Here is a 26,184-nt window from a genome sequence, read left to right as displayed (position 1 = left end):
GAGCGGGGACGCAGCAACGAGCGGGGACGCAGCAACGAGCGGGGACGCAGCAACGAGCGGGGACGCAGCAACGAGCGGGGACGCAGCAACTAGCGGGGACGCAGCAACGAGCGGGGACGCAGCAACGAGCGGGGACGCAGCAACGAGCGGGGACGCAGCAACGAGCGGGGACGCAGCAACGAGCGGGGACGCAGCAACTAGCGGGGACGCAGCAACGAGCGGGGACGCAGCAACGGGTGGCGACGCAGCAACGAGCGGCGACGCAGCGACGCCGAGCGCGACGCCCAGCCCGGCGGCTCCGACGGCGACCGGCCCCGTGGCGTCGTACAACTTCGACTCGACGATCGCCGACGGCACCTTCGACGACGGCTCGGGCCACGGTCACCTGCTGCGCGCGGTCACCCGCCACGGTGGCCAGGTCGCCATGGAACCGCACGCCGCCGGCCAGGCCCTGACGTTCCCGCCGCGCTGTTCGGGCGACGACTGCCCGCGTCTGGTGCTGCAGGCCGAGGCGACCCCGGACCTCAACCCGGGCAACCGGCCCATCCGCTACGGCGCCGGCCTGCGCCTGGCCACCGCCCCGGCCGGCACGAAGGGTCCGGACGGGCAGAACGTGCTGCAGAAGGGCTACGCGTCCGAGGGCGGGCAGTACAAGTTGCAGGTGGACGGCGTCACCGGCAAACCGAGTTGCGTGATGACCGACCGGGCGGGCGGGACGACGTACGTGGCCCGCAGTCGTTCCTCGATCGCCGACGACGCCTGGCACGCCGTCGAGTGCCGTCGCGCCGGCCCGACCCTGACCATCGTGGTCGACGAGCAGGTGCGCGCGAGCACGGCGATCCCCGAGACGCTGTCGGTCGACTCGGCCCAGCCGTTCAGCCTCGGCGGCAAGGGCGTCGGCGTGAACAACGACCAGTACCACGGCGCCCTCGACGACGTCTGGATCACCATCGGCTAGGAAGCCGTGCGGACACTCCGGAGCCGCATCCCCGTGTCAGCCAGGAAACAGGCCCGTGCAGTCCTGTTCGGACGGTTGGAACTTTGCGAGGATCCTGATGCGGGCACGGGGGTGCAGCCGCGACATGGGGGAGCGGCCTCCCGTCCCCAGGGGAGGGTTCATATGCGACGGATTCTGACATCCGTGCTGCTGGTGCTGGCCGGGCTCGGGATCGCCGTCCCGGCCGGCGCCGCGCCGGCGTCGGCGCCGACCGTGCGGTTCGTCTCGGCGACGCTGGTGGCCGGTGGTGCCGCGGCCGATCTGCGCTACCTCGTCGACTGCCACAGCACCGGCTATTTCCGCCTCTATCAGGAGGCTCGGCAGTCGTTCGGCGAGCGGCCGACGTTCGCGACCGGGCATCTCGATCTCGACTGCACCGGCCGGCCGCAGGACGTGACGATCCGGGTTGCCGAGGGCTACGGGCTCGGTCTCCGTCTCGGCGCCACGCAGACCACGCTGCTGGCCGACTTCCTGCTCGCGTCCGGCTATCACGGCATCGCGCGCGAGAACGTCAGCCACACGATCCGGAGCGGGCCGCCGCGCAACACGTACAGCGCGCCCGGCGTCCCCACGGTGCACCTCGCGCGGGGGACCGTCGACCGGGTGACCAACACGGCGACCGTCACGGTGGTCACGAAGTGCGCACCAGGCTCGGCGAAGACCGACGCCGCCGCGTTCGAGGTATATCAGATCAACGGCGGGGTGATCGCGTACGGATACGCGACCCTCTCGTACGCATGCACCGGCGCGCCGGTCGTCCAGCAGGTGAACGTCACCGGAACGACCGACGGCTCGCTGCTGCACGCCGGGCCGGTCGTCGCGATGTTGCATTTCAGCTGGTGCGAACCGCAGCCGGAGGGTGAGCCCACCTGCACCGACCGCTATCTCACCGACACGGTCCGACTCGTCTGACAAGTCCCAGGTAGAAGGGCCGCTGACATCCGTCGGCGGCCCTTGGTGTATTTCGATGATTACCGATTGTCATGATCAATGTGGAGAGTTGGGTTTCCCACATGCGACAATCGCGAGCATATCGAGTGATGACCTCACTATGCGGGTACTGGTAGCGTTGCCCGCCGTTGTCTACGCAGCGTGAGGAGCTGACGAATGGCCAGCTGGATCTTGGTTCCCTGCCTGGTGAAGCTGCGCTCCGAGTTCGACATGATCGCGCCGAACCGCGACAAGACGAGCGACGGCTCGGTCGGCGACTCGGCCCACTCCGCCGAGGTCTCGGACCACAACCCGGACGAGACCGGGAACGTGCCGATCCGCGACGCCGACAAGATCAACGAGGTGCATGCGATCGATGTCGACGTCGACCTGCGCACCCCCGGGTTGACGATGGAGCAGGTGGTGCAGTTCCTGCTCGGCCGGTGCCGGTCGGGGGCCGAGACGCGGCTGCGCTACATCATCTACAACCGGCGCATCTGGTCGGCCAGCACGTCGTGGCGTCAGCAGGCGTACACCGGCGCGAACCCGCACGACCACCACGCGCACTTCTCTTCCTCGTACGAGACGAATCGCGAAGCATCGCAAGTTTCCTGGCATCTGGAGGATGTTCCCGTGGCACTCACCGCCGACGACAAGAAGTGGATCTCAGCGGAGATCGCCAAGCAGGTCAAGGCGCAGGTCGACGACATCTGGGCCTACAACATCGGCCGGGCCACGGGCACGCCCTCGCAGCGCGCCGACGGCGCCCTGGTGACCGCGAACCTGCGGGCCGGCACGCTCACCAACGACCAGGTGCCCAAGCTGTTCGATGCGATCGAGCAGCTCACGGCGCAGGTGGCCGAGCTCAAGGCCTCGGTGGCGAGCCGCACGTCCTGACCTTCAAGAAAGGTCAAGCCCAGTTTCCCCGTACGAGGGAACCGGGCTTGACCTTTGTCTTGAGCTAGGGTGCCGGGGGCGTCGTGCCGGCCTCGGCGTTCGGATTGGTACCGGTGTCGTCGCCACTGCCGGCCGGAGACGAGTTGCCGGGATCCGGGTTCTCGCCGCCGTCGCCGGGCGGCTCCACCACCGGCGGCGACTCGGACGTGCTGCCGCCGGGATCCGGAGTCTCCGTCTCGGTCGGGGGCGGCGCGCTGGTCGGCGTGGCCGGGCGGGTGACCGTGCCCGGGTTCTGCGGGCGGGGGCGGGTCCGGGTGGTCGCCGGTTCGGGTGCGTCCCCGCTGCCGACCGACCCCGTCACCGACGTCGACGGCGACACGCCGCCCGGGTCGCTGTTCTCGCGGGTGGGAAGCCAGATGACCAGGGCCGCGACCGCCGCCGCGACGACCAGCACGCCGGCTCCGGCCAGGGCGAGTGTGGACCGTCGAGGGCCACCGCCGACGGGTGCACCGGGCTCGGGCAGCGTTGTTCCCGCGCCGTAGCGAGGCTCGGCCGGAGTGGCTGCGCCCGCCGCGTATCGGGGCGCGGCCAGGATCGCGGTCGTGCTTTCTCCGCCACCGCCGGCCAGCGCCCGGTCGGCCGCGTCAGCCATGGCTTCGGCGCTCGGGAAGCGGTCGTCCGGGTTCTTGGCCATGGCGCGCAGCACCAGAGCGCGTACGGGGGAAGGAATGTCCGACGGCAGATCCGGGGGCGGCTCGTTCACGTGCTGCATCGCGATCGCGATCGGGTTGTCGCCGGTGAACGGCGCGTGCCCGGCGAGGCAGTGATAGGCGACCACGCCCAGCGCGTAGAGGTCGGCGGGCGGCCCGGTCTGCTCCTTCGACACCTGCTCGGGCGCGATGTACATCGCCGTGCCGACGACCTCGCGCGCACCGGTCAGCGTCGACGAACTCGCCGAGCGGGCCACGCCGAAGTCGACCAGGACGACCGTCCCGTCCGGCTTGATGATCAGGTTGCTCGGCTTGACGTCGCGGTGCACGATGCCGGCCTCGTGCGCGGCCTCGAGGGCCCGCGCTGCCTGGGCCACCACCGACATGGTCTCGGCCGGGGTCAGGCGGCCGCGCTCGGCGATCCGCTCGTTCAGTGGCTCGCCGTCGATCCGGGCCATCACGATGTAGGCGTCGGTGCCGTCCGCGGTCTCGCCGAAGTCGTAGACGTCGGCCACGCCCGGGTGGTGCAGCGCCGCCATCGAGCGGGCCTCGTGCCGGAACCGCTCCTGGAATCCCGGGTCGGCGGCCCGGTCGGCGTGCAGCGTCTTGACCGCCACGTCGCGGCCGAGCACCGTGTCGGTGGCCCGCCAGACCTCACCCATGCCACCGGCCGCGATCCGGTCGTCCAGCCGGTATCGACCGCCGAGAATCTCCCCTGGGTTTGGCATGCCACCCCTTCTACCCGAGCACCGCTGAGACCATACGCGCCAACGACGGGAATCAACGTCCGGGAACGGGCGCGGAGCTGAGATCGCCCGTGCGGTGGATCGTCTGCCACTTCAATCTCCGCCCGGTGAGCGCGGCGAGAGCCGAGTGCAGCAACACAAGGTACATGACCTGGCGGTAGACGATCTGCTGGAGGGGCAGGGTCCACAGCGGGCGCAGTGGTTCCCGATCGAGCCGGAACGCCAGCACCGCGGTCAGCACCTGCACGACCAGCATGGCCAGCCAGCCGATGATGGTGATCTCGCGGTCGAGGAACAGGATGCCGTAGATCGCCATCAGATCGATCAGCGGCGCCAGCAGCGGCAGCGCCACGCTGAAGAGGGCGATGAACAGCAGCCCGCTGCGGCCGAACGAACTCTTGTCGAGCACCGCGCGCCGGTGCTTCCACATCGCCTGCATGGTGCCGTAACTCCAGCGGTAGCGCTGCCGCCAGAGCTGCCGCAGGGTGGCCGGCGCCTCGGTGTAGGAGCGCGCCGATTCCTGATAGACGACCCGCCAGCCGGCCCGCTGGATGGCGATGGTCAGGTCGGTGTCCTCGGCCAGGGTATCCGTGCTGAGCCCGCCGGCCTGGGTCAGTGCCGCCCGCCGGAACGCCCCGAGCGCGCCCGGGATGGTGGGGATGCAGCCGAACGTGTCGTACAGGCGGCGGTCCAGATTGAACCCGATCACGTACTCGATGTGCTGCCACCGGCCGATCAGCCCGCGCCGGTTGCCGACCTTGACGTTGCCCGCGACCGCGCCCACGGCCGGGTCACCGAACGGCTGCACCAGCCGGTGGATCGCGTCGGTCTCGGCCACCGTGTCGGCGTCGACCATCACGACCAGCTCGTTGCGCGACAACCGGACCCCGGCGTTGAGCGCGTTCGCCTTGCCGCCGTTGGGAATGGTGACGATCCGAACATTTCCCAACCGCAGCGCCCGTACGGCGTCAGCGGTGCCATCGGTTGACCCGTCGTCCACGACCAGCACGTCGACGTCCGGGTGGGCGCTCAGCGCGAGGGAGCGTACGGCCGGGCCGATGGTCTTCTCCTCGTTGTACGCGGGCACCACGATCGTCACCGGGGACGTGACCGGAAGCCCCCATGACCAGTCCGGGCTGCGCCGGTGCCGGGAGTGCCGCCACGCGAACGCGAACAGGATCAGCGTCCGGATCACGATCAGCCCGCCGGCCAGGATCAGCAGCACCCAGAGGACGTTCAGGACGGCGTCCGACACCCGTACGGTCCAGACCAGCGCCCGGCCCCGCCACACCGCGTCGCTCGCCGCCGGCGGGTTGGCCTGACCGCCGGTCGCCGCGCTCACCGTGCTGAACCGGAAGCCGCGTTTCTGCAGCTCGGGGATCAGCCGGTCGAGCGCGGCCACGGTCTGCGACCGATCGCCGCCCGCGTCGTGCAGCAGGATGATCTGCCCGCCGTCGCCCTTCGGAGTGACGTTGCGGACGATCGCGTCGGCCCCCGGACGTTTCCAGTCCTCACTGTCCATCGTGTCCAGCACGGTCAGATAGCCCTGGGCGCCGACCGCCTGCACGGTCTGCCAGTCCTTGTCGGTCAGCGCGTCGGCGAACGACGAGTACGGCGGGCGCATCAGCCGGGTCGAGCGTCCGGTGGCGTTCGCGATGGCCAGCTGGGTCTGCGAGTTCTCCATCTCGCGCCGCCACTCGGGCAGCTCGGCCAGGTCGGGGTGGGTGAACGTGTGCCCGCCCAGCTCGTGGCCCTCGCGCGCGATCCGTTCGGCGATCGCCGGGTGCCGCGCGACCTGCGACCCGACCACGAAGAAAGTGGCGGGCGTGTGATGCCGGGCCAGCACGTCCAGGATCTGCGGCGTCCACCGCGGATCGGGCCCGTCGTCGAAGGTGAGCGCGATCGTCTTGTCCGGCATCCCGTACGACGTGGGCTTGTCACCGGTCAGGTCGATCACCGGGCCGCCGTCCTTGACCGGTTCCGGCACGTTCCTGTCGCTGGTGGTGGCCGGATCGGTGCCGTCCGGACTGAACCCCGCATCGGTGTAGACGGACACCAGGATCACGGTCGCGAGCAGCAGCAGGGCGATCAGCGCGAGCACTCCCGCCAGCACCCGGCGCCGGGCGATCCGCCTCTTCCGCTGCACCGGTGGCAGCATCGAGGTCGTCTCGCCGGGATCCTTCGGCGGCGGCGTCGCCCGGTAGACCGTCACGTGGCCGAGGTGGTGCTCGACGGCGCCCGCGGCGGCGGCTCGGCCGACCCGGTGAACTGGCTGACCCACACCGCGACCAGGGCGGCGATCAGCACGAACCCGACGGCGTAGGCCGTCCACCGCAGCCACTTGCGTCGCCCGCCGCTGGGGTCCACAAAGACCGGCGGCGGTTCCTCCTTGGCCAGCGCGAACAGTTCGGTCCTGGCGTTCTCCGGGGTCGGCGCCTTCCCGACCGCGCGGCCCACCCGGGCGCGTCCTTTCGGAGGCCGCCCGACCGGCGCGCGTCCGATGTTCGGTTTCTCCCCCATGCCATCGACGCTAGAAGATGCGCCCGTTGTGCGCACTTCCTAGGTAAGGCATATGTCAGTCCTATTCTTGTGGATCTCTAAAAGCGATTCTGGAAGAACTCGCTGACCCGTCGCACCGTACGAGTTCCGGCGCGAGCCGTCATGACCGCCGGATGAAACTCGATAAGCGCCTTGGCCAGGTCGCCCGGCGCCTGCTCCGCGGCGGCGTCGCGCACGGCGCGGACGTTGTCGGTCAGCAGTTTGGTGCTCTCCGCGACATACACCTCGAGAACCGGGGTGACCGCGCCGCTGGTCGCTCCGGAGGCGACCCGGGCCAAAGTGCCGCCGACCGGCCCTCCCGCCGTCGCGCCGGCGGCTCCGGCGAGCGCGCCGATCGCCTGGTCGACGACCTGGCCGGCGACCTTGCCGACACGTTGAGCGCGCTGTTCGTCCGGGTCTTCGTCGTCCTCGAGCATCGTCTGTGCCCCGTAGATCGTCCCGCGTACTTTGTCGCGAAGCCAGGGACGGCCCAGGCCTCCGGCGACCCCCGATCCCACAGCCTCGCCGTAGTTCACCTCGTCCGGCATTCCGCTTACGCTCATGGTGACCACCCTCCGGCACCAGCGTTCCGGCCCGGCAAGATCGAATCAATGGTCGTGGGTGGAACGGCACACCTGATCATTCAGGCGTGCGCCCGTTCAGATATTTTCCTGGTCGCCCGCACTTTCAGATGATCGTGGAAAATGCCCACAGCGCGTCGGAGAGAAGATGTCCAGCATTCTCGAGATCTCGTTGGTCGCCGGCAACGATCGCTACGACGGCGACGATCCACGGTGGCTCGATCAGGTCGCCGACCTGCACGCCGAGCTGCGCCGCGAGACAGAATCGCTGCGCCCGGCGCGGGAACCGGTGCCGGGCGCCAAGGGCGCGGCCGAACAGGTGGTGCTCGCGCTGGGCACGGCCGGGGTGTTCCATACCGCGCTGGAAGTGATGCGCACGTGGCTCGCGCGCGACAAGCACCGCTCCCTGACGATAACCGTGACCGGGGCCGACGGCGCGCCGCGCACGGTGGAGATCAGCGCCGAGAACGCCTCCCGCGACGCCTGGCAGCCGATCATCGATGCGGCAGCAAAGCTCGCGCGGGACGAGGAATGACCTGTCGGGCGCTGCTGATCGGCAACAGCGTCTTCGACTCGGACGCGAGCCTGAACCCGCTCAACGCGCCGACCAAGGATGTGGCCCGCCTGCACCGGGCGCTGGTGCAACCGGAGACCGGTCTGTTTGCCGAGGACCACGGACGGCTGATCACCGAGCGTACGGCGGAAGAGGATTCCTGCAGCAGTCGGTCGCCCGCAGCACGGTGATCATTTTGGACTGTTAGCAGCGGCATGTTCAAGGGCGGTGACATCGGGACGCCGCTGGCCGGTCCGGGGCGCTTCGTCGTGTCGAGCAGCCGGGGCCGCGATCTGGCCAACGACGCGCTTTGACGGCGACGCCGCGGTCAAACTGGCCCGCCGCCCGGCTGCGGCGACCCCGGCGGCTCCGACGGTCCCGGCCTTCGCGCTCTCGGAAAATGTGATCGTCCTGCGTGAAGTCCAGCCCGGCGAACGACTAGCCCCCGAGGTCCGCCGCCTGATGCGGTGGCCGGTCGGCCGGCGAAACCTCCCCGCGCCGACCGACGGAGACCTTCGCACCGAACCGGCCCGGCGCATCGCGGTCCGGACCGGAAAGCCGTCTTCGCTTGTGTCCTGGCCGTTCTTGGTTTGGTGGGGGTGCCCGCGGCCTTCATCCTGCACCTGCCCGTTGCGTTATTTGTCGGCCTGATCCTGACGTTGCTGGCTGCTGCCGTGATGAGAGGCTCCGAGTCGAACGTGTCCGGGTTCCGGGCCGCGGTCTACGGCATCGCTGCGGTCGCCGCGGTGGTGGTGACAGCGTGGTTGATTTCGATGATCGCATCCGCCGGTTGACGCGAGCCGGATCCGGCGCTGGGTCGTGGAACACCCGACAGGCCTATTCCCGGCGCCGGGATATTGGCCGTGATCGTGTCGTCGCGGGAACGGAGAGTTCGCGGAATTTCTGCTAACCGGATCGGACCGCCTGATCATCCTTCCGATGTGGCCGTTCGGCCATTTCCGGCGACGCGCGCACCGACGGTACGTTACCAACGTGCTTTGTGGGGCTTCAATTGATCACGCTATTTCCGTACGCCGCTGCCGCACCTCGGAGACGCCATGCCGGACACTCTCGAACTCTTACTGGTCGCTCGCAACGACCGATATGACGACGAGGATCCCCGCTGGCTCGACCAGATCGCCGACCTGACAGGCGACCTTCGACGCGAGACCGAGGCGCTGCGACGGACACGGGAAGCGGTGCCGGGGACCAAAGGCATGGCCGAACAGCTGGTCCTGGCGCTGGGGACAGCGGGCGCGTTCCACACCACGCTCGAAGTCGTGCGTGCATGGCTCGCCCGCGACCGGCATCGTGCGCTGACGATTACCGTGACCAGCGCTGATGGCGCCGAACGGACCGTCGTTGTGTCGGCCCGCAACGCGTCGAGGGACGCCTGGCAGCCGCTCATCGATGCGGCGGCGAAGCTTTCGCGGGACGAGGAATGACCTATCGGGCGCTGCTGATCGGCAACAGCGTCTTCGACTCGGACGCCGGTCTCAACCCGCTCAACGCGCCGACCAAGGACGTGGCCCGGTTGCATCGGGCGCTCGTGCAGCCCGGAACGGGGCTTTTCGCCGATGAACACGTCCGGCTTATCACCGAGCGCACATCGGACGAGATTCTCGACGAACTCGACCTGTTCTTCGCCGGAGCGCGTCGAGATGATCTTCTCCTGCTCTATTACAGCGGGCACGGGCTGCTGGACGAACGGAATCACTTTTATCTGTGCGGACGCACCACCCGTTCCGACCGGCTGTTGCGCACGGCCGTCAGCAATGTGCGCATCAACGAGTTTCTGCAGCATTCGGTCGCTCGCAGCACAGTGATCATTCTGGACTGCTGCAGCAGCGGAATGTTCAAGGGTGGTGACCTCGGCACACCGCTGGCCGGACCGGGCCGGTTCGTGGTGTCGAGCAGTCGCGGCCGCGATCTGGCCAACGACGCGGCCACCCCGACCGGGACCAGCCTGTTCACCGAGTCGCTGGTGGCCGGCATGCTGGGCGCGGCCGAGGACCGCAACCACGACGGTTACGTCGATCTGCGCGAGATCTTCGACTACGTGCGTGACACGCTGACTGCCACGAGCAAGCAGATTCCGCACTGCCGGTTCGACGGCGACGCGGCGGTCAAACTGGCCCGCCGCCCGGTTGCAGCGCCGGTCCCGATGCGACCGGATCGAACGGGCGAGCCGGCGTTCACCCTCTCCGAGAACGCGGTAGTCCTGCGTGACGTGCACCCGTCGGAACGCCTGGATCCCGAGGTGATCGAGATCTATCCGCTGTCCGGCGAGACGCTGGAATGCCGGGCCGAGACGGACGCCACGTGGCTGCGCCCCCAGATTCAGGGCCATCGCCTGATCGTCCACCTCGAACCCGTGCCGGGGCCGAACCGGGGGAAGATCCTGATCCGTGACCTGGGCTCACAGAGTGTGCGAACGCTGCGCGTCGAGGTTCACGTGACGCCGGTGACGGCGAAAGATGGGCCGTCCGCCCATCCAGTCCCGCCGCCCGAGGTCCACCGGCCGGCGGATCCGGAACAGGCGAGTCACACCCAGCCGGCGAGTTACTCGCAACCGACGGAACCGGCCTCCTCGCCGGACCGGAATCCGCCGGTCGAGCCTGGCCCGCCGGGAATGCAGCCGGAGCCGCCCTGGTCCGTGCGACCGACACCATGGCCAGGGTCATTTGCGGACGTCGGCCCCGATGTCGGTGATCCGAACTCGGCGGCCGGTGCCGAGGCGGAGAACAAGGCAAAGATCGCTTTCACCCTGGCGATTTCGGCGCTTCCTGCGGCCGTGCTCTGTCCATACGTGGGAGGAATCGTCGGCATCATTGCCCTGGTTTTCGTGAAGCGGGCTGCGAACTCCGGAGTCGTCCTGCCTGACCCTGTCCGCAAGCGGCTACGCACCACGCGAATCCTGTCGTACGTCTCGATCGCACTCAATGTCGCGGTCGCCGCATTTCTCATCGTCCCACCGCTGTTCAGCAAATGACACCGGGCCGCGCGGCGCGGCCCGGTGCGGTTCAGGTACGTCAGGCGTGGTTGCGGCGGGGCAGGAACAGGGCGAACACCGCGCCCGCGGCCACGATCAGCGCGCCCACGATCACCGCGGGGCGGAGGCCGTCGACGAAGGACTGCAGGGACTCGTAGCCGCCGTGGGAGCTGAAGATCGAGGCCAGGGCGGCGACGCCGGCGGCCACGCCGACCTCGCGGATCGTGTTGTTCACGCCGGAGGCCACGCCCCGGTCGGCGTCGGTCACGCTGGCCAAGGCCACCGTGCTGATCGGGGCGAAGGTCAGGCCCATGCCGATGCCGGCCAGGGCGAACGCCACCACCAGGCTGCCGTAGCCGACCGTGGTGCTGGTCGCCAGCGCGATCCACAGGATGCCGGCGGCCAGGAAGAGCTGGCCGGCGAAGATCAGGGCGCGCTGGCCGATGCGGTCGCCGAACAGGCCGGCCAGCGGGGCGACGATCATCGGGGCGGCCGTCCACGGGAGGGTGCGCAGGCCGGCCTCGAGCGGGCTCAGGCCCTGCACCACCTGGAAGAACTGGGCCAGCAGGAAGACCGAGCCGAACGCGCCGGCCGAGAACGTCAGGGTGACCGTGTTGACCAGGCTGAAGCCGGGGGAGCGGAACAGGCGCAGCGGCAGCATCGGTGACTTGCTGCGCGCCTGCCAGAGCACGAACGCGGCCAGCAGGGCACCGCCGCCGATCAGCATGGTCAGGACGCGGGCCGAGGTCCAGCCGCGGTCGGGGCCGTCGACCACGCCCCAGATGACCAGGAGCATGCCGGCCGCCGAGAGCACCAGGCCGAGCGGGTCGAGGCGGCGGGCGCCTCCGCGGGACTCGCCGAGCACGGTCAGGGCCAGCACGACGGCGACCACGCCGACGGGGACGTTCAGCCAGAAGATCCAGTGCCAGTCCAGACCTTCGACGACCGCGCCGCCCACGACCGGGCCGACCGCCACGCCGAGGCCGCTGATTCCACCCCAGATTCCCACCGCGGCCGTACGCAACCGGTCCGGCACCGCCTCGGCGAGCAGTGTCAGGGCCAGCGGCGCGACGGCGGCACCACCCAGGCCCTGCACGGCTCGGGCCGCGGTGAGTTGCCACGGCTCGGTCGCCAGAGCCGCGGCGGCCGAGGCGAGCGTGAAGACGACCAGGCCGGCCACGAACATGCGGCGCCGGCCGATGCGGTCGCCGAGCGCGGCCGCGGTGAGCAGGAACGCCGCGAAGGGCAGCGTGTACGCGTTCACGAACCACTGCAGGTCGGCCAGCGACGCGCCCAGTTCGGTGCGGATGACCGGCAGCGCCGTGCTGACGACCAGGTTGTCCAGCGTGACCATGAAGGTCGGGATGCCGACGGCGGCGAGCACCGCGGCCAGGGGGCGGCGGCTGCGCTGCGACGGTGCGGCGGGCGCCTCGATTACGGCGGTCATCAGATCTCCCCGAAGAGAAAGTTGTTATCGACTGATAACTAAGTCGAGGGCCACGTTAGTTATTGACTGATAACATGTCAACCGTGACCCGAACCCGCCTCACCGCCGAGGAACGCCAGGAGCAACTGATCGAAGCCGCCGTCCGGGCGTTCGGCGAGAACGGATACGCCGGCACGACGACCGATCAGGTGGCACGACTGGCGGGCGTTTCCCAGCCGTACGTGATCCGCCTGTTCCGCACCAAGCAGGAGCTCTTCCTGGCCGCGGTGCAGCACGCGGGCGACCGCATCGAGGCCAAGTGGCGAGAGGCGGCCGGGCGGGAGGCCACCCTGGAGAGCCTCGGTGGGGCGTACAAGGAGCTGCTCGAGCAACCCGGCCTCATGAACACCCTGCTGCACGGGTTCGCGGCCAGCGCCGATCCCGCGGTCGGGGAGCCGGTGCGTACGTGTTTCGGCCGGCTCTACGACGTCGTACGGGAGCTGACCGGTGCCGACGACGAGGAGGCCCGGGACTTCTTCGCGTTCGGCATGCTGCTGACCTGTCTCGGCTCGATGCGGGTGATCGGGCCGGGTGCGGTGCCGCCGCCGGCCTGGGCGGTGGGGATGCTCGGCACGTTCAAGAACCTGTAGGCGAAAACCCAGGTCACTGCCAGGAAAACGTGTCACGCTCCGGTCACCGCGACGCGAGGAGGAGCACGACCTGATGGGTGACGGCCACCATCCGACCGACGAGAGCATGCCCCCGTGTGGGTGCTGAGCCTTCTGCTGGGGCTGCTGGTGGTCCTGGCGATCACCGCGGCGACCGGCTATTTCGTGGCGCAGGAATTCGCCTACATGGCGGTCGACCGCTCCCGGCTCGCGGCCCGTGCCGCCGACGGTGACAGCGCGGCCGGCCGGGCCCTGGCGGTCACCCGGCGCACCTCGTTCATGCTCTCCGGAGCCCAGCTCGGCATCACCATCACCGCCCTGCTGGTCGGCTATGTGGCCGAGCCGCTGATCGGCGAGTCGCTCGGCACCGCCCTCGGTGGCGTGGGCGTGCCGGCCGGGGTCGGCATCGCGATCGGCACGGTGGCCGCGCTGCTGTTCTCGACGTTCGTGCAGATGCTGTTCGGTGAGCTGTTCCCGAAAAACCTGGCCATCTCGCGGCCCGAGCCGGTGGCCGTCTGGCTGGCCCGGTCGACCCAGGCCTACCTGCGGGTGTTCGGGTGGCTGATCGCCTTCTTCGACAAGTCGTCCAACGCGCTGCTGCGGCTGTTCGGCATGGAACCGGTGCACGACGTGGAGCACGCGGTCAGCCGGCGCGACCTCGAGCACATCGTCAGCGACTCCCGCGAGTCGGGTGACCTGCCCGCCGAGCTGTCGGTGCTGCTCGACCGGGTGCTCGACTTCCCCGACCGCGACGCCGGCCACGCGATGATCCCGCGGGCCCGGGTCGACGTGGTCGAGCCCGGCCTGACCACCAAGGAGCTGTGGACCACGATGGCCGGCGGCCACTCGCGCTACCCGGTGCTCGACGACCGCGACGACGTGATCGGCGTGGTGCACCTGGCCGACCTGCTGGCCGTCGACCGCGACGACGAGGGGACGGTGACCGGCATCATGCGGCCGCCGGTGCTGGTGCCGACGTCGATGCCGCTGCCCCGGGTGCTGCAGACCCTCACCGACCGGCGGGCCCAGCTGGCCTGCGTGCTCGACGAGCACGGCGGTCTGGCCGGGGTGATCACCCTCGAAGATCTCGGCGAGGAACTGGTCGGCGAGATCGAGGACGAACACGACGACGTACCGCCGCCGGTCCCGGCCCGGAGCAACGGCGCGTGGGAGTTGTCCGGCACGCTGCCGATCGACGAGGTCGAGCGCACCATCGGGCACGACCTGCCCGAGTCGTCCAACGAGACCCTGGCCGGCCTGGTCATCGCACTGCTCGGCGAGTTGCCCGCGGTGGGCGCCACGGCCCGGCTCGACCTCGATCCGGCCGAGCTGACGTTCGAGGTGCTGGCGGTCGAGCGGCACGTCCCGTCCCTGCTGCACCTGACGATCGAGGGGCGGCGATGAGCAACCCGTGGGTGGTCACCGCGGTCACCGTGCTGCTGATCGTGCTCAGTGCCTTCTTCGTGGCGGCCGAGTTCGCGCTGCTGGCCGCCCGCCGGCACCGCCTCGACGAGCGGGCCGCGCACAGCCGGTCGGCGCGGGCCGCGGTGCGCAGCTTCGACGAGCTGACCGTGCTGCTGGCCGGCTGTCAGCTCGGCATCACCGCCGCGGCCCTCGGGCTCGGGGCGGTCACCAAACCGGCCGTCAACTACGCACTCACCCCGCTGTTCCTCGAGTGGGGCGCACCCGGCTGGACGGCCGACGCCGCCGGCTTCGCGCTGGCGCTGCTGGTCGTCACGTTCCTGCACCTGGTGATCGGCGAGATGGCGCCCAAGTCGTACGCGATCGCCCATCCGGAACGCACCGCCATCGCCCTGGCCCTGCCGATGCGCGGGTTCATGTGGCTCACCCGCCCGGTGCTGCGGTCGCTCAACGCGAGCGCCAACTGGTGCCTGCGCCGGGTCGGCGTCGAGCCCCGCGACACCGTGGCCACCGGCCGGAACGCGGCCGACCTGCGCCACCTGGTCGAGCACTCGGCCAGCGTCGGCGCGCTCGACGCGTCGGCCTCGGCGCAGCTCACCGACGCCCTCGACCTGCACCAGCTCACCCTGTCCGGCATCACCGGCCCGCAGCGCGGACTGACCTCGGTCGGCGTGAACGACCCGGTGGCGGACGTCCGGGCGGTGGCCCGCGACACCGGCCACCTGCGAGTGGTGGTGATGCGCGAGGGCGCGGCGGCCGGCGTGGTCCACGTCCGCGACACGATGGACCAGCCGGACGACCGTACGGCCGGTGAGGTGATGCGCGACGTGCTCGTGCTCGACGGCTCGACGCTGGTCTACGAGGCGCTGGCCACGATGCGCACCACCCGCCACCACCTGGTCGTGGTCACCACCCCGGACGGGCCGGCCGTGGCCACCCTGACCGACGTGGTCGAGCGGCTGCTGCCCGCGCCCGCCTGAGTCAGATGTTGTGGCGGGTGTAGACCGGCTCGCGCCAGCCCAGCATCGCCTCCGTCATGCGTACGGCGTCGACCGCGGCCCGCACGTTGTGGACGCGGACGATGCGGGCACCCCGCAGCACGCAGAAGACGACGGCGGCCAGCGTGCCCGCGAGACGCTCGTGCTGCTTGGCGTCGAGCGTCTCGCCGATGAAGTCCTTGTTGCTCACCGCGGCCAGCAGCGGATAGCCGATCGCGGCGATCTCGTCGAGCCGCCGGGTCACCTCGAGCGTGTGCCGCGTGTTCTTGTTCAGGTCGTGGCCCGGATCGATGATGATCTGGTCGGGCCGCACGCCCCGCTCGAGGGCCAGCGCCACCCGGCCGCGCAGGAAGGCGCTCACGTCGGCCGTCACGTCGTCGTATTGCGGGCTCGGCCACAGCGTGCGCGGCGCGGCCAGGCTGTGCGTGATGACGAGCTGGGCGTCGGTGCCGGCCACCACGTCGGCCATCACCGGGTCGCGCAGCCCCGAGGTGTCGTTGACGACCCCGGCCCCGGCCTTGATCACTTCGGCCGCGACCTCGGGCCGGAACGTGTCGACCGAGACCACGCAGCGCGCCTTCGCGGCCTCGACGACCGGGAGCACCCGGTCGAGCTCCTCGGCCGCGCTCACCTCGGGCCCGGGCGCGAACGGGACCCCGCCGACGTCGATCCAGTCGGCGCCCTCGTCGGCCGCCTTGGTCACCGCTTCGAGGGCCTTCTCGAGCGCGTAGGTGCTGCCTTGATCGTGGAAGGAGTCGGGCGTCCGGTTCACGATCGCCATCACCGCGACCCGCCGCGAGAAGTCGAACACGCGTCCGCCGATCGTCCGATCATGCCGGGAGTCGCTCACGATTCGCGAGGTTACCCGAGGTGTTTGACCAGGCCGCGGCAGGGAAGCCCGGATGCATGAAATACGGATACAAGCCGGCCGCCGAGGCGTTCGGGCCCAAGGAGCTGATCCGCAAAGAGCTCAAGGGCCGTCTCTGAAATGCGGCTGCGGCGCTCCGACCTGACGAAACCCGGGTACACGCGGAGGCGTACGGGAAAGGGATTCTCCTTTTCCGATGTCGACGGCTCGCGGCTGGACGACGCCGCAGCGGTGGCGCGGATCAAGACGCTGGTCATTCCGCCCGCGTGGGAGGACGTGTGGATCTCGCCCGACCCGCGCGGGCACATCCAGGTGACCGGGGTCGACGTGGCCGGGCGCAAGCAGTACCGCTATCACGACGACTGGCGGACGGCCCGGGACGAGAAGAAGTTCGACCACGCGCTCGAGGTCTCCAGACGGCTGCCCAGGCTGCGGGAACGGCTGTCGGCCGACCTCACCGCCCGGGGGCTGACGCACGACCGGGTGCTGGCCGCGATCGTCCGGCTGCTCGACATGGGCATGTTCCGGATCGGGGGCGACGAGTCCGCCGTACGGGAGGATGATCCGTCTTTCGGCCTGTCCACGCTGCGCCCCGAGCATGTGCGGATGCGGGGCGGGTGTGTGCTGCTGGAGTTCACCGGCAAATCCGGCGTCGAGCACTCGGGAACGATCGGGGACGGCGAGGTGTGCCAGGTGCTGCGCGACCTCAAACGGCGCCGGCCCGGCCGGGAGCGGCTGTTCGCCTACTGGGATCCGTCCGGGCGGCGCTGGCCCGAGGTGCACGCCGAGGACATCAACGACTATCTGCGCGAGATCAGCGGCGAGCAGATGACCGCCAAGGACTTCCGGACCTGGCACGGCACGGTCGAGGCGGCGCGATCGCTGGCCGCGCAGGGCCCCCAGCCGACCGGGGCCAAGCGCCGGAAAGCCGTGTCGAAGGCGATGAAGGAGGTGGCCGACCTGCTGGGCAACACGCCGGCGGTGGCCCGGGCCTCCTACGTCGATCCGCGGGTGCTCGAAGCCTACGAGGACGGCGAAGTGATCCGCACCGGCAGCGAGCGGGCCGTCCGCAAACTGATCGCCGAATAGCGGGGTCCGGTCCCCGGTGGCAGGATCATCGGTATGACCGTCATCGCTACGCTCACCGTCGAACGCCCGTCGGGGCACTGGTTCGACCGGGCCCGGGCGTACGAGATCGTGGTCGACGGTGCGGTCAAGGGTGCCGTCCGCTGTGGCCGCGAGTTGTCGCTGGCTCTGCCGCCGGGCACCCACACCGTGCGGGCGCGCCTCGACTGGACCGGCAGCGAGGCCGTGCCGATCCACCTCGGGCCGGGCGCCACGGTGCGCCTGCGGGTCGAGCCGCGCGGGGCGGTCCACGCGGCCGGGCGGCGATATCTGCGGCTCACCCAGGTCTGAAGTGAATTCTTGGTTTCCTCCTCGGGCATCGACACTCGTGCCGCGTAGGCTCGCGGAGCGATGACGGAGGCACCGGCGCTGGGGGCACTCGCCACGCCGGTAGAGGTGATCCACGCGGACACCGAGATCGGCGTGATCGAAGCCATGCTCCGCGCCGATCCCGAGTCGATCGGGCTCGTCGCGCGGGACGCCGGACAGCTGTTCGTGCTCGACCGGCCCCAGCTCGAGATCTATCTCGCCGGCCGGCTCGGCTACGGGCGGGCACTCCTGTTCCACCGGCCGGTCCGGGTGCTGCTCGGCCGGCCCGCCCTGGTGCTGCCGGCCGCGCTGCCCTGGGACGACGCCGCCCGCGCCTGCATGACCCGCCCGGACGGCGACCGCGGCACCCCGGTGGTCGTCGAGCTGGGCGGCGGGCGGCTCGGCATCGCCCCGGTCGGGCCGCTGGTCGAACATCTCAGCCGCCAGTACGAGTCACTGGCCCTGCGCGACGCGCTGACCGGGCTCGGCAACCGGCGCCAGCTCACCGAGACCGCGGGCGCGCTGCTCGACGCCGGACGCCAGGTGGCGCTGCTGCTCATCGACCTCGACCGGTTCAAGGAGATCAACGACTCGCTCGGCCACACCCGTGGTGACCAGCTGCTGCGCCGGGTCGCCGAGGCGCTCGGGGCCCGGAACACCTTCCGGCTCGGCGGGGACGAGTTCGTGGTGCTGACCGACGAGCTCGGCGACGGGTCCGACGAGCATCTGATCGCGTACGGGAAAAGGGTCTTGCGGGCCATCCAAGGTCCTTTCACGGTGGCCGGGGTGCCGATCACGGTCGAGGCGTCGCTCGGCATCGCGCGCACCGCGGCCGGCCGGCGCTCGCTCTCCGACCTGCTGGCCGGCGCCGACACGGCGATGTACGCGGCCAAGCGCCACCGCACCGCCGTCGAGATCTGGCGGCCCGAGCTCGCCGCCGAACAGGGCACCGACCTGCGGTTGCAGTCCGAGCTGCGCGCCGCCATCGACCAGGGCCAGCTGCAGCTGTACTACCAGAGACTGGTCGATGCCCGTACGGGCGTGGTCCGCTCCCTGGAAGCCCTGGTGCGCTGGCGTCATCCCCGGCACGGTCTGCTGCTGCCCGGCGACTTCCTGCCCGGCGCCGAACGGTCCGAAGTGATCAACCCGCTCACCGACCGCATCCTCGCCGACGCCGTCGCCCAGGCCGCCCGCTGGCACCACGCCGGCCGCCCGATCCCGGTCGCGGTCAACCTGCCCGCACCCGTGCTGGCCCAGGACCGCGTGGTCGACCTGATCAGCCGCCTGCTCGCCCACTACCAGCTGCCCGGCCGCTCGCTGATCGTCGAGATCACCGAGAGCGCGGTGCTGACCCGGCCCGAAGCCAGCGCGGAACGGCTGCACCGGCTGCGTGACCTCGGCGTGCGGGTGGCGGTGGACGACTTCGGGGCCGGCTACACGTCGCTGGCCCTGCTCACCCAGTTGCCGCTGGACGAGCTCAAGCTGGACCGCGCGTTCGTGCACCGCATCCACGACGAGCGCGACCGGTCCATCGTGGAGGCGGTGGCGGCGATGGCCCGGGGGCTCGGGCTGACCCTGGTCGCCGAGGGGGTCGAAGACCAGGCGACGGCCGACATCCTGGCCGCGGCCGGGTTCGATCTGTTGCAGGGCTATCACTTCGGGCGGCCCATGCCACCGGAGCGGCTGGAGCCGGCCGCGGTCGCCTGATCCCGACCCGAGCGGGTACCGGCCTTGCGGACCGGGGCGGCGGCTGGTGCGCTGAACGTGACACAGCACGGGCTGGGGACGGGACGTGGGCCGCTATGAGGATTCTCGTGACCAATGACGACGGGATCTCGGCTCCGGGTCTGCATGCTCTGGCCCGGGCCCTGCCGGGTGATGTCGTCGTGGCGGCCCCTTTGCAGGAGGCCAGTGGGCAGAGTGCGGCGCTTTCCGCGGTCGTCTCCGACGGCCGGATCATGGTGTCGCCTTATACCTACATTTCGGACTTACCGGCGTACGGCGTGGCTGCCTCACCGGCCTACATCGTGATTCTCGCGTCCCTCGGAGTTTTCGGGCCGCCACCGGATCTGGTGCTGTCCGGGATCAACCGGGGGGCCAACGCCGGGCGGGCCGTGCTCCACTCGGCGACCGTGGGGGCGGCGCTGACGGCGGCCAACAACGGTCTGCGAGCCATGGCCGTGTCACTGGATGTGCTCACCACGGCCGGTTCCGCTGCTTCCGGTGGCAATGCGATCGTCGTGCCGTCGGACGACGTGCTGCACTGGGACGCGGCCGCCGCCACGGCGGTGACGCTGATCGACACGCTGGCCGCGTCGCCGGCGGGCACGGTGCTCAACGTGAACGTGCCCGACCAGGAGTCGCCGGCGGAACTGCGCGAGGCCACACTGGCGTCGTTCGGTCAGGCGGGCATCGCATTGGCCGGGGCCGGGGAGGGCTTCGTCCGCACGACCATCGAGCGCGCCGACGAGCCACTGGTCCCCGGCACCGACATCGCCCTGCTGGCCTCGGGCTATGCGACCGTCACCGCGCTCCGCCCGCCGGCCGCGGTCGCCGGGGTGCGGATCCCGTCCCAGCGCCCCTCGCCGGCCTGAATCGGCAGCATCGCGGCGACGACGACGGCCAGGAGGAGCCGGGTCTCGCCGACCAGCGGCAGGATCATCACGGCCAGGATCACGATCCGCGCGACCGGCCGGACCGGCAGGAACGCGGCCAGCACCAGCCAGACCTGGTGATGCGTCCACGACACCGGTGACAGCACGATGCTCGCCGCCCCCACCACGACGGTCGCCGCGAGCGGGTTGTCCTTCAGCCGGGCGGCCCGCCGGAGCGCGAGCAGCACGATCACACCACCCACGATCAAGACCAGCGTTTCCCGTACGCCCGGAGCCGCCCCCAACCGCATCAAAGCCCCGTTGAGCGACTGGTTGCCCAGTCCGGTCACGTAACCGAGGCGGCTCACGTCGAAGCCCTCACCCGTCCAGAAACGCCACGAGTCGCGGGGCAACGCCACGAACCCGGCCAGCCCGCACCCGGCGAACGTCGCAGTGGCCAGGGCAGCGGCCTTCCGCCGACCGGTGACCCAGAGCAGCGGGATGAAGATCAGTGGAGTCAGCTTGACGGCCGCGGCCAGGCCGATCAGGGTGCCGTGCCACGGGGTGCGGCGCAGGGCGGTCATGTCGGCCAGCACGAGAGCGGCCAGGAAGAGGCTGACCTGGCCGTACTTGAAGTTCGAGGAGACCGGGGCCGACAGCGTGAGCAGCAGGGCCACGCCCGCCGTGGACAGGCTCGCCGCCGAAAGCGTGGCCCCGATGCGCTCACCGGCCGAGTTGATCGTGCTTCGCGCGCGCGTCCACGGCCCACCCACCCCGGGGGGACCCCCGCCACTCGGCATTGTGACCGAATTCGGCGATCTTGGCCGGGTGCCCTGTGGACAAGCTCGAATTGTGGATAACTCCGGCCGGTCGGCGGGGCGCGGCCGGACCCGATTCCGCGCGGGACCGCTCGCCGGTAACTCGGCCGGGCAGCGGGCGGAGGCAAGGCCGGGACGCTCGACGGCCGTGTCGATGGGGTAGGCCACGACGTTGCCGGGACGCTCGATGGCCGTGTCGATGGGGTAGGCCACGACGTTGCCGGGACGCTCGACGGCCGTGTCGATGGGGTGGGCCACGACGTTGCCGGGAGGCTCGACGGCCGTGTCGATTGGGTGGGCCACAACGTTGCCGGGAGGCTCGACGGCCGTGTCGATTGGGTGGGCCACAACGTTGTGTTCTCTGCGTGTGCCGGTCTTTGTCGTCAGGAAGGCGACGCCGGCGACCACGGCGACGGTGGCCAGCGTCCAGGCGACCTGCACGACCGGGACCGGGAGCCAGGTCAGCGGCGTGAACAGCACGGCCGCGAACGGCGGGTAGGTGAACGGGGCGGCGCCGCGGGTGAAGTCGTACAGGGCGGTGCCGTCGGCCAGGCCGGAGACCGCGCCGAGATAGACCGAGAGATCGGTGAGCCGGGATTCGGCCGGCCGCCACAGGGCCGCACCGGCCGTGACCGCGGCGGCCGTGGCCGCGAGAGCCCACACTCGTCGAGTACCCATGCTCGAAACTCTACATAGGGTCTGGGCTGCGGGGAAATCGGCGGACCGGCTTCGTTACGCGATCGTGCGGCGGGCGTCCGCGGCACGCATGGCCAGCAGGGCCGCGAGCAACGCGACCAGGCCGAGCCCGACCGGGTGCTCGACGAACCCGAACCCGAACGCCGTCGAGTTGTCGAGCAACCGCTGCAGCGTCGTGTCCGGGTCACCGCCGGTGGGCAGCCGGGGCGCCACCGCGAGTGCCGCGATCGCCGCAGCCACACCCACTGCGATCTGCCCCGCGTCGGAGCCGAGCCAGCCTCGGCCGGCTGTGTGCCGCGGCTGGACCGCTTCGGCCGGGCGCTCCACGCGGATCGCCCCGGCCAGCAGGAACGCCGTGCACAACAGCAGCGGCCCGGCCATCACGGCGGCGTTGGCGAGCAGGATGTCGGACGCGTGGAAGGCCGGCCCGCCAACCGAGGAGAAGCGCGGCCCGAACGACACCGTCCCGCCGGGCAGCAGCGCGAGCGGGAACCAGGCCGGCGCACTCCACGCGGGCACTCCCAGCACGGCCGCCGCGTGGACCGAACCGGCGATCGTGGCCAGCCCGAGCGTGACCAGCCCGCCACCGATCGCGCCCCGGAGCGAGCGGGCGCATTTGCGCACGAGAAGCATCCCAGCCGCCCAGGTCAGCACGGCCGGGGCGATGTCGGCCGCGCCCATGAACGGCATGACCGGCACCGGGTTCCCGGCCAGCAGAAACGCGAACACGGCCCCGGCCAGCAGCAGAACCGAGGCGCGGATCCGCCGCCCGGCGACCCCGAGGGCCAGCGCGGCGACGATCAGCAGGACGGGCGCCAGCGCGGCCGACCCGCGGGCGATGTTCGTGGCCGTCGCGGCAACCAGCGTCACCCCGCCCGCGACGACCGCATCCCGTCCGAGGATCGCCACCCGCGAAGACCACGACGGCTCGTCCACGGCGGGCGAGACGGCCAGCGACGCCGCGAAGGCCAGCTTCCCGCCGCGGCCGGGGATCGCGGCCAGTTCGGCCAGCCATTCCGCTCGCATGATGTCGGCGAGATCGGCGGGCCAGCGCCGGGCCGCCGCCGTGACCAGGGCGCGCGCGAGGCGATCCATCAGGCCCCCTGAGCCCGGGCCGCCGGATGAGCGCGGGGCACCGGACCGGCCGCACGCGACATCTGCTGCTGCATGAGCGCGACCTCCCGCCGTGCGGCGACCACCCCGTCGGGCGTCAGCCGGTAGTAGCGCCGGCTCGGCCGTCCCTCGGCCACGGGATCGATCTCTTCCCACCGCGACTCGACCCAGCCGGCCCGCTCGAGCCGGGCCAGGATCGGATAGAGGGTGCCGCTGGGCAGCCCGGAGCTCTGCATCAGCTCGAGCCCGTAGCGTTGCGCCCCGGGCTCGGCCAGCAGCCCGGCCAGCACTTTCAGCACCGACGCCGTGATCCGGGGCTCACCCATGTACGCACTCTACATAGGGTGGGCAAGTCCGGTTGCCGACTCTCCGGCGCGCTGCCAGGGATGCCGTGCCTTCAATGAGGGGCATGCCGATACCGTTCGTCGACCGGCCGATGATCCTCACCAACCCGGACAGCACGACCGTGGAGGTGGTGGGTTCCGGGAGCCGGCACCACGCGATTCTCGAGACCACCGACGGCTACACGGTGATCCGGGATCCCTCGTCGGGCTTCATCTCGTACGCCGAGGCCGGCGCCGACGGACTGCTGCGCTCCACCGGTGTGCGGGTGACCGAACGAGGCGCCGGCGTGCGGACCCTCATGCGGCACGTACGCCCGGCCATCGTCGTCACCCGGGAGCGGCTCGCGGCCCGCCGTCCGGCGCGCTGGGAGACCCGCCGGAACGACCGCCGCCGTACGGGGAAATCGCCCCGGCCGGTCGTCGGCGACTATCGAGGGCTGTGCCTGCTGATCGACTTTCCGGACGTGCCCGCGACCGTCCCGGCGGACGAGGTCGAGCGGATGCTCAACCAGCCCGGCTACACCGGCAACGGCAACAACGGGTCGGTGCGGGACTACTTCTCCGAGATGTCCGGCGGGCGGCTGACCTACACCAACACGGTGACCTCCTACTTCACGACCGAGCACGAGAAGTCGTACTACGCCGACCCGACGGTCGAGGGCGGCGAGCTGATGGTCACCGAGGCGCTGACGCACCTGATCGACTCCGGGTTCGATCTCAGTGGGCTGAGCACCGACGACGAGGGCTTCGTACGGGCTCTCAACGTGCTCTACGCCGGCCCCAACCCGAACGACGAGCCCGAGGGGCTGTGGCCGTACAGCTCGTCGCTCTCGGGTTTTGATCGTGGCCCGGGCGTGAAGTTCTCCGACTACCAGGTCACCGACTCCGGCGACGACGCGGAGGGGCTGACCATCGGCACGTTCTGCCACGAGAACGGGCACATGATCTGCGACTTCCCGGATCTCTACGACGTCGGGCTGGAGTCGAAGGGTGCGGGTGTCTACTGCCTGATGGCGTACGGCGCGGTGGCCGACGACCGGAATCCGACGCAGCTGTGCCCCTCCTTCAAGATCGAGGTCGGCTGGGCCACGTCGGTGACCGACCTCCGGAAGGGCGACACGGTGACCGTCGAATCGGGCCGCAACGACTTCTTCCGCTGGCCGCGCGGGAACCACCCGCAGGAGTACTTCCTGATCGAGAACCGGCAGCAGGCCGGCCGTGACGCCGCCCTGCCCGACTCCGGACTGGCGGTCTGGCACATCGACGAGAGCAAAGAGGGCAACGAGGACGAGGAGATGACCGCCGACCTGCACTACGAGGTCTCGATCGAACAGGCGGACGGCTCCTACGCCCTCGAGCGGGGCTGCAACCTGGGCGACGGCGGCGACCTCTTCGACGAGGGGGACACCTTCGCCGACTGGACCGTCCCCGACAGCGCCTGGTGGGACCGCGGCAAGTCGAATCTGACCATCGAGCGGATCTCCGCCTCCGGACCGGCCATGACGTTCACGATCGGAGAGCCGTCGTAGTCTGGCGCGATGCCCGAGACGCAAGCGGACGGCCGGATCTACACCGTCGAGACTCTGACCGAGGCGCCGGTCGCCGGTGACCGGAACACCATCGGCGGGTGGCCGGTGCTGCCCGGCGGCGAGTGGCCGGCCTGTTTCTGCGGCACGCCGATGGTCTTCTTCTTCCAGCTCGACATCCCAGGCGACGTCCCGGTCTTCGGCGGCGCCCATCTGCTGGTCTTCCAGTGCCCGGAGCACGACGACCCCGCGTTCGGCCCGGTCCAGCTGCCCGACCGCTACTGGGACGCGGTCACCGAGCCGTACGAGGGACGGTTCTGGCGCTTCTTCCTGCACACGGCCGGCACCCCGTCCGCCGAGGCCGACCCGCTGGTGGATCCGCGTCGCCTCGCGCTGCATCCGGCCGAGGAGCAGGTGAGCGAGTACGGCCGTGGCGTGGCCGGATTCAAGGTGGGCGGCGTGCCGTCCTGGGCGCAGGACCCCGAGCACTACCGGTGCTCGTGCGGCACCGACATGACCTTCCTGTGCCAGGTGCCGGAGAACTTCGGCTTCGACATGTGGCCGATGCGAGACCGCGACAACCAGGCGCAGCTGTTCCTGGGCAACGAGGTCTACATCTTCGCCTGTCCGGCCCGCTGCCACCCGCAAGCCCTGTGGCCCGCGATCCAGAACTGATCCGCGTCAGGGGCCGAACGCCCAGCCGACCATCAGCGGGAACTCACGTCTCCAGAAGTCGCCGCCGTGGGTGCCGGCCCGCTCGGTCATGACCACGTCGGCGCCGGCCCGGTCCAGCGCGCCGGCCCACCGCCTCGCGTTGTCGAGGAAGAACGGCTCCTCGGTGCCGGCGACGAGATAGGTGCGCGGCAACCGGCCCGGCAACCCGGCCGGCGGCTGATATCCGGCTCCCGGCGAGGCGCCCAGGATCGCGCCGTAGATGCCGGGATGGCGCAGTCCCACGGCCAGCGCCAGTTCCGCCCCGGCCGAGACGCCGAACACCGCGGTCCGGGCGGCGGGCAGTGCGAGGCCCAGGCGGGTCGCCGCCCATCGGCGGACGTCCTCGACGAAGAACCGCTCGTGGGCCGCGAACCGTGCCGGGTCGAACGCGGGGGAGTACTCGTGCAGCCGTACGGTCTCGTCCTCGGCTCGGTGTGCACCGACAATCGCCGTGGGCGGGAGGTCGGCCGTCGCCAGGGCCTCGGCCCACGTCGCGACCGTCTGCCCGTCGCCGGCGAAGACGACCGCTTCGGCCGTACGCGCCGGGACGTACGCGGTGATTGCCCGCCCACCGTCGTATTCGGATGTCTCGATAACGAATTCGCCTGTCGGCATGCCG

The 26,184-nt window shown here is 70.6% G+C and carries 27 protein-coding genes; 17 read left to right on the top strand and 10 right to left on the bottom strand.

Features of this window, described 5'->3' with window-relative positions; translation table 11 throughout:
• The first annotated feature begins 316 nt into the window (after positions 1-316).
• From KOI35_RS38595 to KOI35_RS38585, 3 genes are all read left to right on the top strand, one after another.
• Positions 317-958: a LamG-like jellyroll fold domain-containing protein gene (locus KOI35_RS38595; RefSeq protein WP_215794037.1), complete on the top strand. Its 642-nt coding sequence runs from the start codon at positions 317-319 to the stop codon at positions 956-958.
• A 162-nt stretch (positions 959-1,120) separates the two neighbouring features.
• Positions 1,121-1,909, top strand: a complete 789-nt coding sequence (locus KOI35_RS38590; protein WP_215794035.1) for a hypothetical protein — start codon at positions 1,121-1,123, stop codon at positions 1,907-1,909.
• A 195-nt stretch (positions 1,910-2,104) separates the two neighbouring features.
• Positions 2,105-2,824, top strand: coding sequence for a hypothetical protein (locus KOI35_RS38585; protein ID WP_215794033.1), 720 nt, complete (start codon positions 2,105-2,107; stop codon positions 2,822-2,824).
• A 64-nt stretch (positions 2,825-2,888) separates the two neighbouring features.
• Here the strand turns inward: KOI35_RS38585 and KOI35_RS38580 are convergent, their stop codons facing one another.
• From KOI35_RS38580 to KOI35_RS38565, 4 genes are all read right to left on the bottom strand, one after another.
• Positions 2,889-4,262: a serine/threonine-protein kinase gene (locus tag KOI35_RS38580; RefSeq protein WP_215794030.1), complete on the bottom strand. Its 1,374-nt coding sequence runs from the start codon at positions 4,260-4,262 to the stop codon at positions 2,889-2,891.
• A 52-nt stretch (positions 4,263-4,314) separates the two neighbouring features.
• Complete coding sequence (locus tag KOI35_RS38575) at positions 4,315-6,561, bottom strand: bifunctional polysaccharide deacetylase/glycosyltransferase family 2 protein (RefSeq protein ID WP_308121340.1); 2,247 nt, start codon at positions 6,559-6,561, stop codon at positions 4,315-4,317.
• Entirely contained in the window at positions 6,489-6,800 is a 312-nt protein-coding gene (locus tag KOI35_RS38570) for a hypothetical protein (protein ID WP_215794028.1), read from the bottom strand. Before KOI35_RS38570 ends, KOI35_RS38575 begins: the two co-directional genes overlap by 73 nt.
• A 77-nt stretch (positions 6,801-6,877) precedes the next feature.
• Entirely contained in the window at positions 6,878-7,381 is a 504-nt protein-coding gene (locus KOI35_RS38565) for a hypothetical protein (RefSeq protein WP_215794026.1), read from the bottom strand.
• A 166-nt stretch (positions 7,382-7,547) separates the two neighbouring features.
• Here KOI35_RS38565 and KOI35_RS38560 point away from each other — a divergent pair, with 166 nt between their 5' ends.
• The 5 genes from KOI35_RS38560 (at position 7,548) to KOI35_RS38540 (ending at position 10,944) form a co-directional block, all read left to right on the top strand.
• Positions 7,548-7,934: an effector-associated constant component EACC1 gene (locus tag KOI35_RS38560; protein WP_215794024.1), complete on the top strand. Its 387-nt coding sequence runs from the start codon at positions 7,548-7,550 to the stop codon at positions 7,932-7,934.
• Positions 7,931-8,143 carry a hypothetical protein gene (locus KOI35_RS38555; RefSeq protein WP_215794021.1) on the top strand — a complete coding sequence of 71 codons (213 nt, stop codon included), beginning with the start codon at positions 7,931-7,933 and terminating at the stop codon, positions 8,141-8,143. The genes KOI35_RS38560 and KOI35_RS38555 overlap by 4 nt, the downstream gene beginning before the upstream one ends.
• A 408-nt stretch (positions 8,144-8,551) precedes the next feature.
• Positions 8,552-8,746, top strand: a complete 195-nt coding sequence (locus KOI35_RS38550) for a hypothetical protein (protein WP_215794019.1) — start codon at positions 8,552-8,554, stop codon at positions 8,744-8,746.
• A gap of 264 nt (positions 8,747-9,010) precedes the next feature.
• Complete coding sequence (locus tag KOI35_RS38545) at positions 9,011-9,397, top strand: effector-associated constant component EACC1 (protein ID WP_215794017.1); 387 nt, start codon at positions 9,011-9,013, stop codon at positions 9,395-9,397.
• Positions 9,394-10,944: a caspase family protein gene (locus KOI35_RS38540; RefSeq protein ID WP_215794013.1), complete on the top strand. Its 1,551-nt coding sequence runs from the start codon at positions 9,394-9,396 to the stop codon at positions 10,942-10,944. Before KOI35_RS38545 ends, KOI35_RS38540 begins: the two co-directional genes overlap by 4 nt.
• A 40-nt stretch (positions 10,945-10,984) precedes the next feature.
• Here KOI35_RS38540 and KOI35_RS38535 read toward each other — a convergent pair whose 3' ends face one another.
• Positions 10,985-12,391 carry an MFS transporter gene (locus KOI35_RS38535; RefSeq protein WP_215794011.1) on the bottom strand — a complete coding sequence of 469 codons (1,407 nt, stop codon included), beginning with the start codon at positions 12,389-12,391 and terminating at the stop codon, positions 10,985-10,987.
• A gap of 83 nt (positions 12,392-12,474) precedes the next feature.
• Between KOI35_RS38535 and KOI35_RS38530 the strand changes: the two genes are divergently transcribed.
• The 3 genes from KOI35_RS38530 to KOI35_RS38520 all read left to right on the top strand — a co-directional run bounded on the left by KOI35_RS38530 (position 12,475) and on the right by KOI35_RS38520 (position 15,440).
• Entirely contained in the window at positions 12,475-13,020 is a 546-nt protein-coding gene (locus tag KOI35_RS38530; protein ID WP_438870647.1) for a TetR/AcrR family transcriptional regulator, read from the top strand.
• Positions 13,021-13,143: 123 nt separating this feature from the next.
• Positions 13,144-14,442 carry a hemolysin family protein gene (locus KOI35_RS38525; RefSeq protein ID WP_215794085.1) on the top strand — a complete coding sequence of 433 codons (1,299 nt, stop codon included), beginning with the start codon at positions 13,144-13,146 and terminating at the stop codon, positions 14,440-14,442.
• On the top strand, positions 14,439-15,440 hold the full coding sequence (locus tag KOI35_RS38520; protein ID WP_215794006.1) for a hemolysin family protein: 1,002 nt from the start codon (positions 14,439-14,441) through the stop codon (positions 15,438-15,440). The genes KOI35_RS38525 and KOI35_RS38520 overlap by 4 nt, the downstream gene beginning before the upstream one ends.
• 1 nt (position 15,441) lies before the next feature.
• Here the strand turns inward: KOI35_RS38520 and folP are convergent, their stop codons facing one another.
• The gene (gene folP, locus KOI35_RS38515) at positions 15,442-16,239 is read right to left on the bottom strand and encodes a dihydropteroate synthase (RefSeq protein ID WP_215794082.1); all 798 of its coding nucleotides are present in this window, start codon (positions 16,237-16,239) and stop codon (positions 15,442-15,444) included.
• A gap of 207 nt (positions 16,240-16,446) precedes the next feature.
• Here folP and KOI35_RS38510 point away from each other — a divergent pair, with 207 nt between their 5' ends.
• The 4 genes from KOI35_RS38510 (at position 16,447) to surE (ending at position 20,354) form a co-directional block, all read left to right on the top strand.
• Positions 16,447-17,415 (top strand): DNA topoisomerase IB, encoded by a 969-nt coding sequence (locus tag KOI35_RS38510; RefSeq protein WP_215794004.1) that lies wholly within the window; start codon positions 16,447-16,449, stop codon positions 17,413-17,415.
• 33 nt (positions 17,416-17,448) lie between these two features.
• Positions 17,449-17,742 (top strand): hypothetical protein, encoded by a 294-nt coding sequence (locus KOI35_RS38505; RefSeq protein WP_215794002.1) that lies wholly within the window; start codon positions 17,449-17,451, stop codon positions 17,740-17,742.
• A 60-nt stretch (positions 17,743-17,802) separates the two neighbouring features.
• On the top strand, positions 17,803-19,467 hold the full coding sequence (locus KOI35_RS38500) for a putative bifunctional diguanylate cyclase/phosphodiesterase (RefSeq protein WP_215794000.1): 1,665 nt from the start codon (positions 17,803-17,805) through the stop codon (positions 19,465-19,467).
• 95 nt (positions 19,468-19,562) lie between these two features.
• Positions 19,563-20,354, top strand: a complete 792-nt coding sequence (gene surE, locus KOI35_RS38495; RefSeq protein WP_215793998.1) for a 5'/3'-nucleotidase SurE — start codon at positions 19,563-19,565, stop codon at positions 20,352-20,354.
• On the opposite strand, the gene KOI35_RS38490 is transcribed toward surE, so the two are convergent.
• From KOI35_RS38490 to KOI35_RS38480, 3 genes are read right to left on the bottom strand one after another with little or no spacing between them, the layout of a single operon-like run.
• On the bottom strand, positions 20,273-21,850 hold the full coding sequence (locus KOI35_RS38490) for a glycosyltransferase 87 family protein (protein WP_215793996.1): 1,578 nt from the start codon (positions 21,848-21,850) through the stop codon (positions 20,273-20,275). The two genes, surE and KOI35_RS38490, sit on opposite strands and share 82 nt — an antisense overlap.
• 54 nt (positions 21,851-21,904) lie before the next feature.
• Complete coding sequence (locus KOI35_RS38485; RefSeq protein WP_215793994.1) at positions 21,905-22,963, bottom strand: hypothetical protein; 1,059 nt, start codon at positions 22,961-22,963, stop codon at positions 21,905-21,907.
• Positions 22,963-23,307: a PadR family transcriptional regulator gene (locus tag KOI35_RS38480; RefSeq protein WP_215793992.1), complete on the bottom strand. Its 345-nt coding sequence runs from the start codon at positions 23,305-23,307 to the stop codon at positions 22,963-22,965. Before KOI35_RS38480 ends, KOI35_RS38485 begins: the two co-directional genes overlap by 1 nt.
• A gap of 83 nt (positions 23,308-23,390) precedes the next feature.
• Between KOI35_RS38480 and KOI35_RS38475 the strand changes: the two genes are divergently transcribed.
• Together KOI35_RS38475 and KOI35_RS38470 are read left to right on the top strand one after the other, a co-directional pair.
• Positions 23,391-24,854 (top strand): M6 family metalloprotease domain-containing protein, encoded by a 1,464-nt coding sequence (locus KOI35_RS38475; protein WP_215793989.1) that lies wholly within the window; start codon positions 23,391-23,393, stop codon positions 24,852-24,854.
• Positions 24,855-24,863: 9 nt separating this feature from the next.
• Positions 24,864-25,526 (top strand): hypothetical protein, encoded by a 663-nt coding sequence (locus KOI35_RS38470; protein ID WP_215793987.1) that lies wholly within the window; start codon positions 24,864-24,866, stop codon positions 25,524-25,526.
• Between the two features lie 6 nt (positions 25,527-25,532).
• Here KOI35_RS38470 and KOI35_RS38465 read toward each other — a convergent pair whose 3' ends face one another.
• Entirely contained in the window at positions 25,533-26,180 is a 648-nt protein-coding gene (locus tag KOI35_RS38465; RefSeq protein WP_215793985.1) for an alpha/beta hydrolase, read from the bottom strand.
• Between the last annotated feature and the right edge of the window lie 4 nt (positions 26,181-26,184).

This window comes from Paractinoplanes bogorensis (genome assembly GCF_018829635.1).
GTDB lineage: Bacteria > Actinomycetota > Actinomycetes > Mycobacteriales > Micromonosporaceae > Actinoplanes > Actinoplanes bogorensis.
This window is presented reverse-complemented; position numbering and strand designations above follow the sequence as displayed.

Coding starts and splice junctions, on each gene's coding strand:
- KOI35_RS38590 (WP_215794035.1), top strand. CDS start 1,121: ATGCGACGGATTCTGACATCCGTGCTGCTGGTGCTGGCCGGGCTCGGG.
- KOI35_RS38585 (WP_215794033.1), top strand. CDS start 2,105: ATGGCCAGCTGGATCTTGGTTCCCTGCCTGGTGAAGCTGCGCTCCGAG.
- KOI35_RS38580 (WP_215794030.1), bottom strand. CDS start 4,262: ATGCCAAACCCAGGGGAGATTCTCGGCGGTCGATACCGGCTGGACGAC.
- KOI35_RS38570 (WP_215794028.1), bottom strand. CDS start 6,800: ATGGGGGAGAAACCGAACATCGGACGCGCGCCGGTCGGGCGGCCTCCG.
- KOI35_RS38565 (WP_215794026.1), bottom strand. CDS start 7,381: ATGAGCGTAAGCGGAATGCCGGACGAGGTGAACTACGGCGAGGCTGTG.
- KOI35_RS38560 (WP_215794024.1), top strand. CDS start 7,548: ATGTCCAGCATTCTCGAGATCTCGTTGGTCGCCGGCAACGATCGCTAC.
- KOI35_RS38555 (WP_215794021.1), top strand. CDS start 7,931: ATGACCTGTCGGGCGCTGCTGATCGGCAACAGCGTCTTCGACTCGGAC.
- KOI35_RS38545 (WP_215794017.1), top strand. CDS start 9,011: ATGCCGGACACTCTCGAACTCTTACTGGTCGCTCGCAACGACCGATAT.
- KOI35_RS38540 (WP_215794013.1), top strand. CDS start 9,394: ATGACCTATCGGGCGCTGCTGATCGGCAACAGCGTCTTCGACTCGGAC.
- KOI35_RS38535 (WP_215794011.1), bottom strand. CDS start 12,391: ATGACCGCCGTAATCGAGGCGCCCGCCGCACCGTCGCAGCGCAGCCGC.
- KOI35_RS38520 (WP_215794006.1), top strand. CDS start 14,439: ATGAGCAACCCGTGGGTGGTCACCGCGGTCACCGTGCTGCTGATCGTG.
- folP (WP_215794082.1), bottom strand. CDS start 16,239: ATGGCGATCGTGAACCGGACGCCCGACTCCTTCCACGATCAAGGCAGC.
- KOI35_RS38510 (WP_215794004.1), top strand. CDS start 16,447: ATGCGGCTGCGGCGCTCCGACCTGACGAAACCCGGGTACACGCGGAGG.
- KOI35_RS38505 (WP_215794002.1), top strand. CDS start 17,449: ATGACCGTCATCGCTACGCTCACCGTCGAACGCCCGTCGGGGCACTGG.
- KOI35_RS38500 (WP_215794000.1), top strand. CDS start 17,803: ATGACGGAGGCACCGGCGCTGGGGGCACTCGCCACGCCGGTAGAGGTG.
- surE (WP_215793998.1), top strand. CDS start 19,563: ATGAGGATTCTCGTGACCAATGACGACGGGATCTCGGCTCCGGGTCTG.
- KOI35_RS38490 (WP_215793996.1), bottom strand. CDS start 21,850: ATGGGTACTCGACGAGTGTGGGCTCTCGCGGCCACGGCCGCCGCGGTC.
- KOI35_RS38485 (WP_215793994.1), bottom strand. CDS start 22,963: ATGGATCGCCTCGCGCGCGCCCTGGTCACGGCGGCGGCCCGGCGCTGG.
- KOI35_RS38480 (WP_215793992.1), bottom strand. CDS start 23,307: ATGGGTGAGCCCCGGATCACGGCGTCGGTGCTGAAAGTGCTGGCCGGG.
- KOI35_RS38475 (WP_215793989.1), top strand. CDS start 23,391: ATGCCGATACCGTTCGTCGACCGGCCGATGATCCTCACCAACCCGGAC.
- KOI35_RS38470 (WP_215793987.1), top strand. CDS start 24,864: ATGCCCGAGACGCAAGCGGACGGCCGGATCTACACCGTCGAGACTCTG.
- KOI35_RS38465 (WP_215793985.1), bottom strand. CDS start 26,180: ATGCCGACAGGCGAATTCGTTATCGAGACATCCGAATACGACGGTGGG.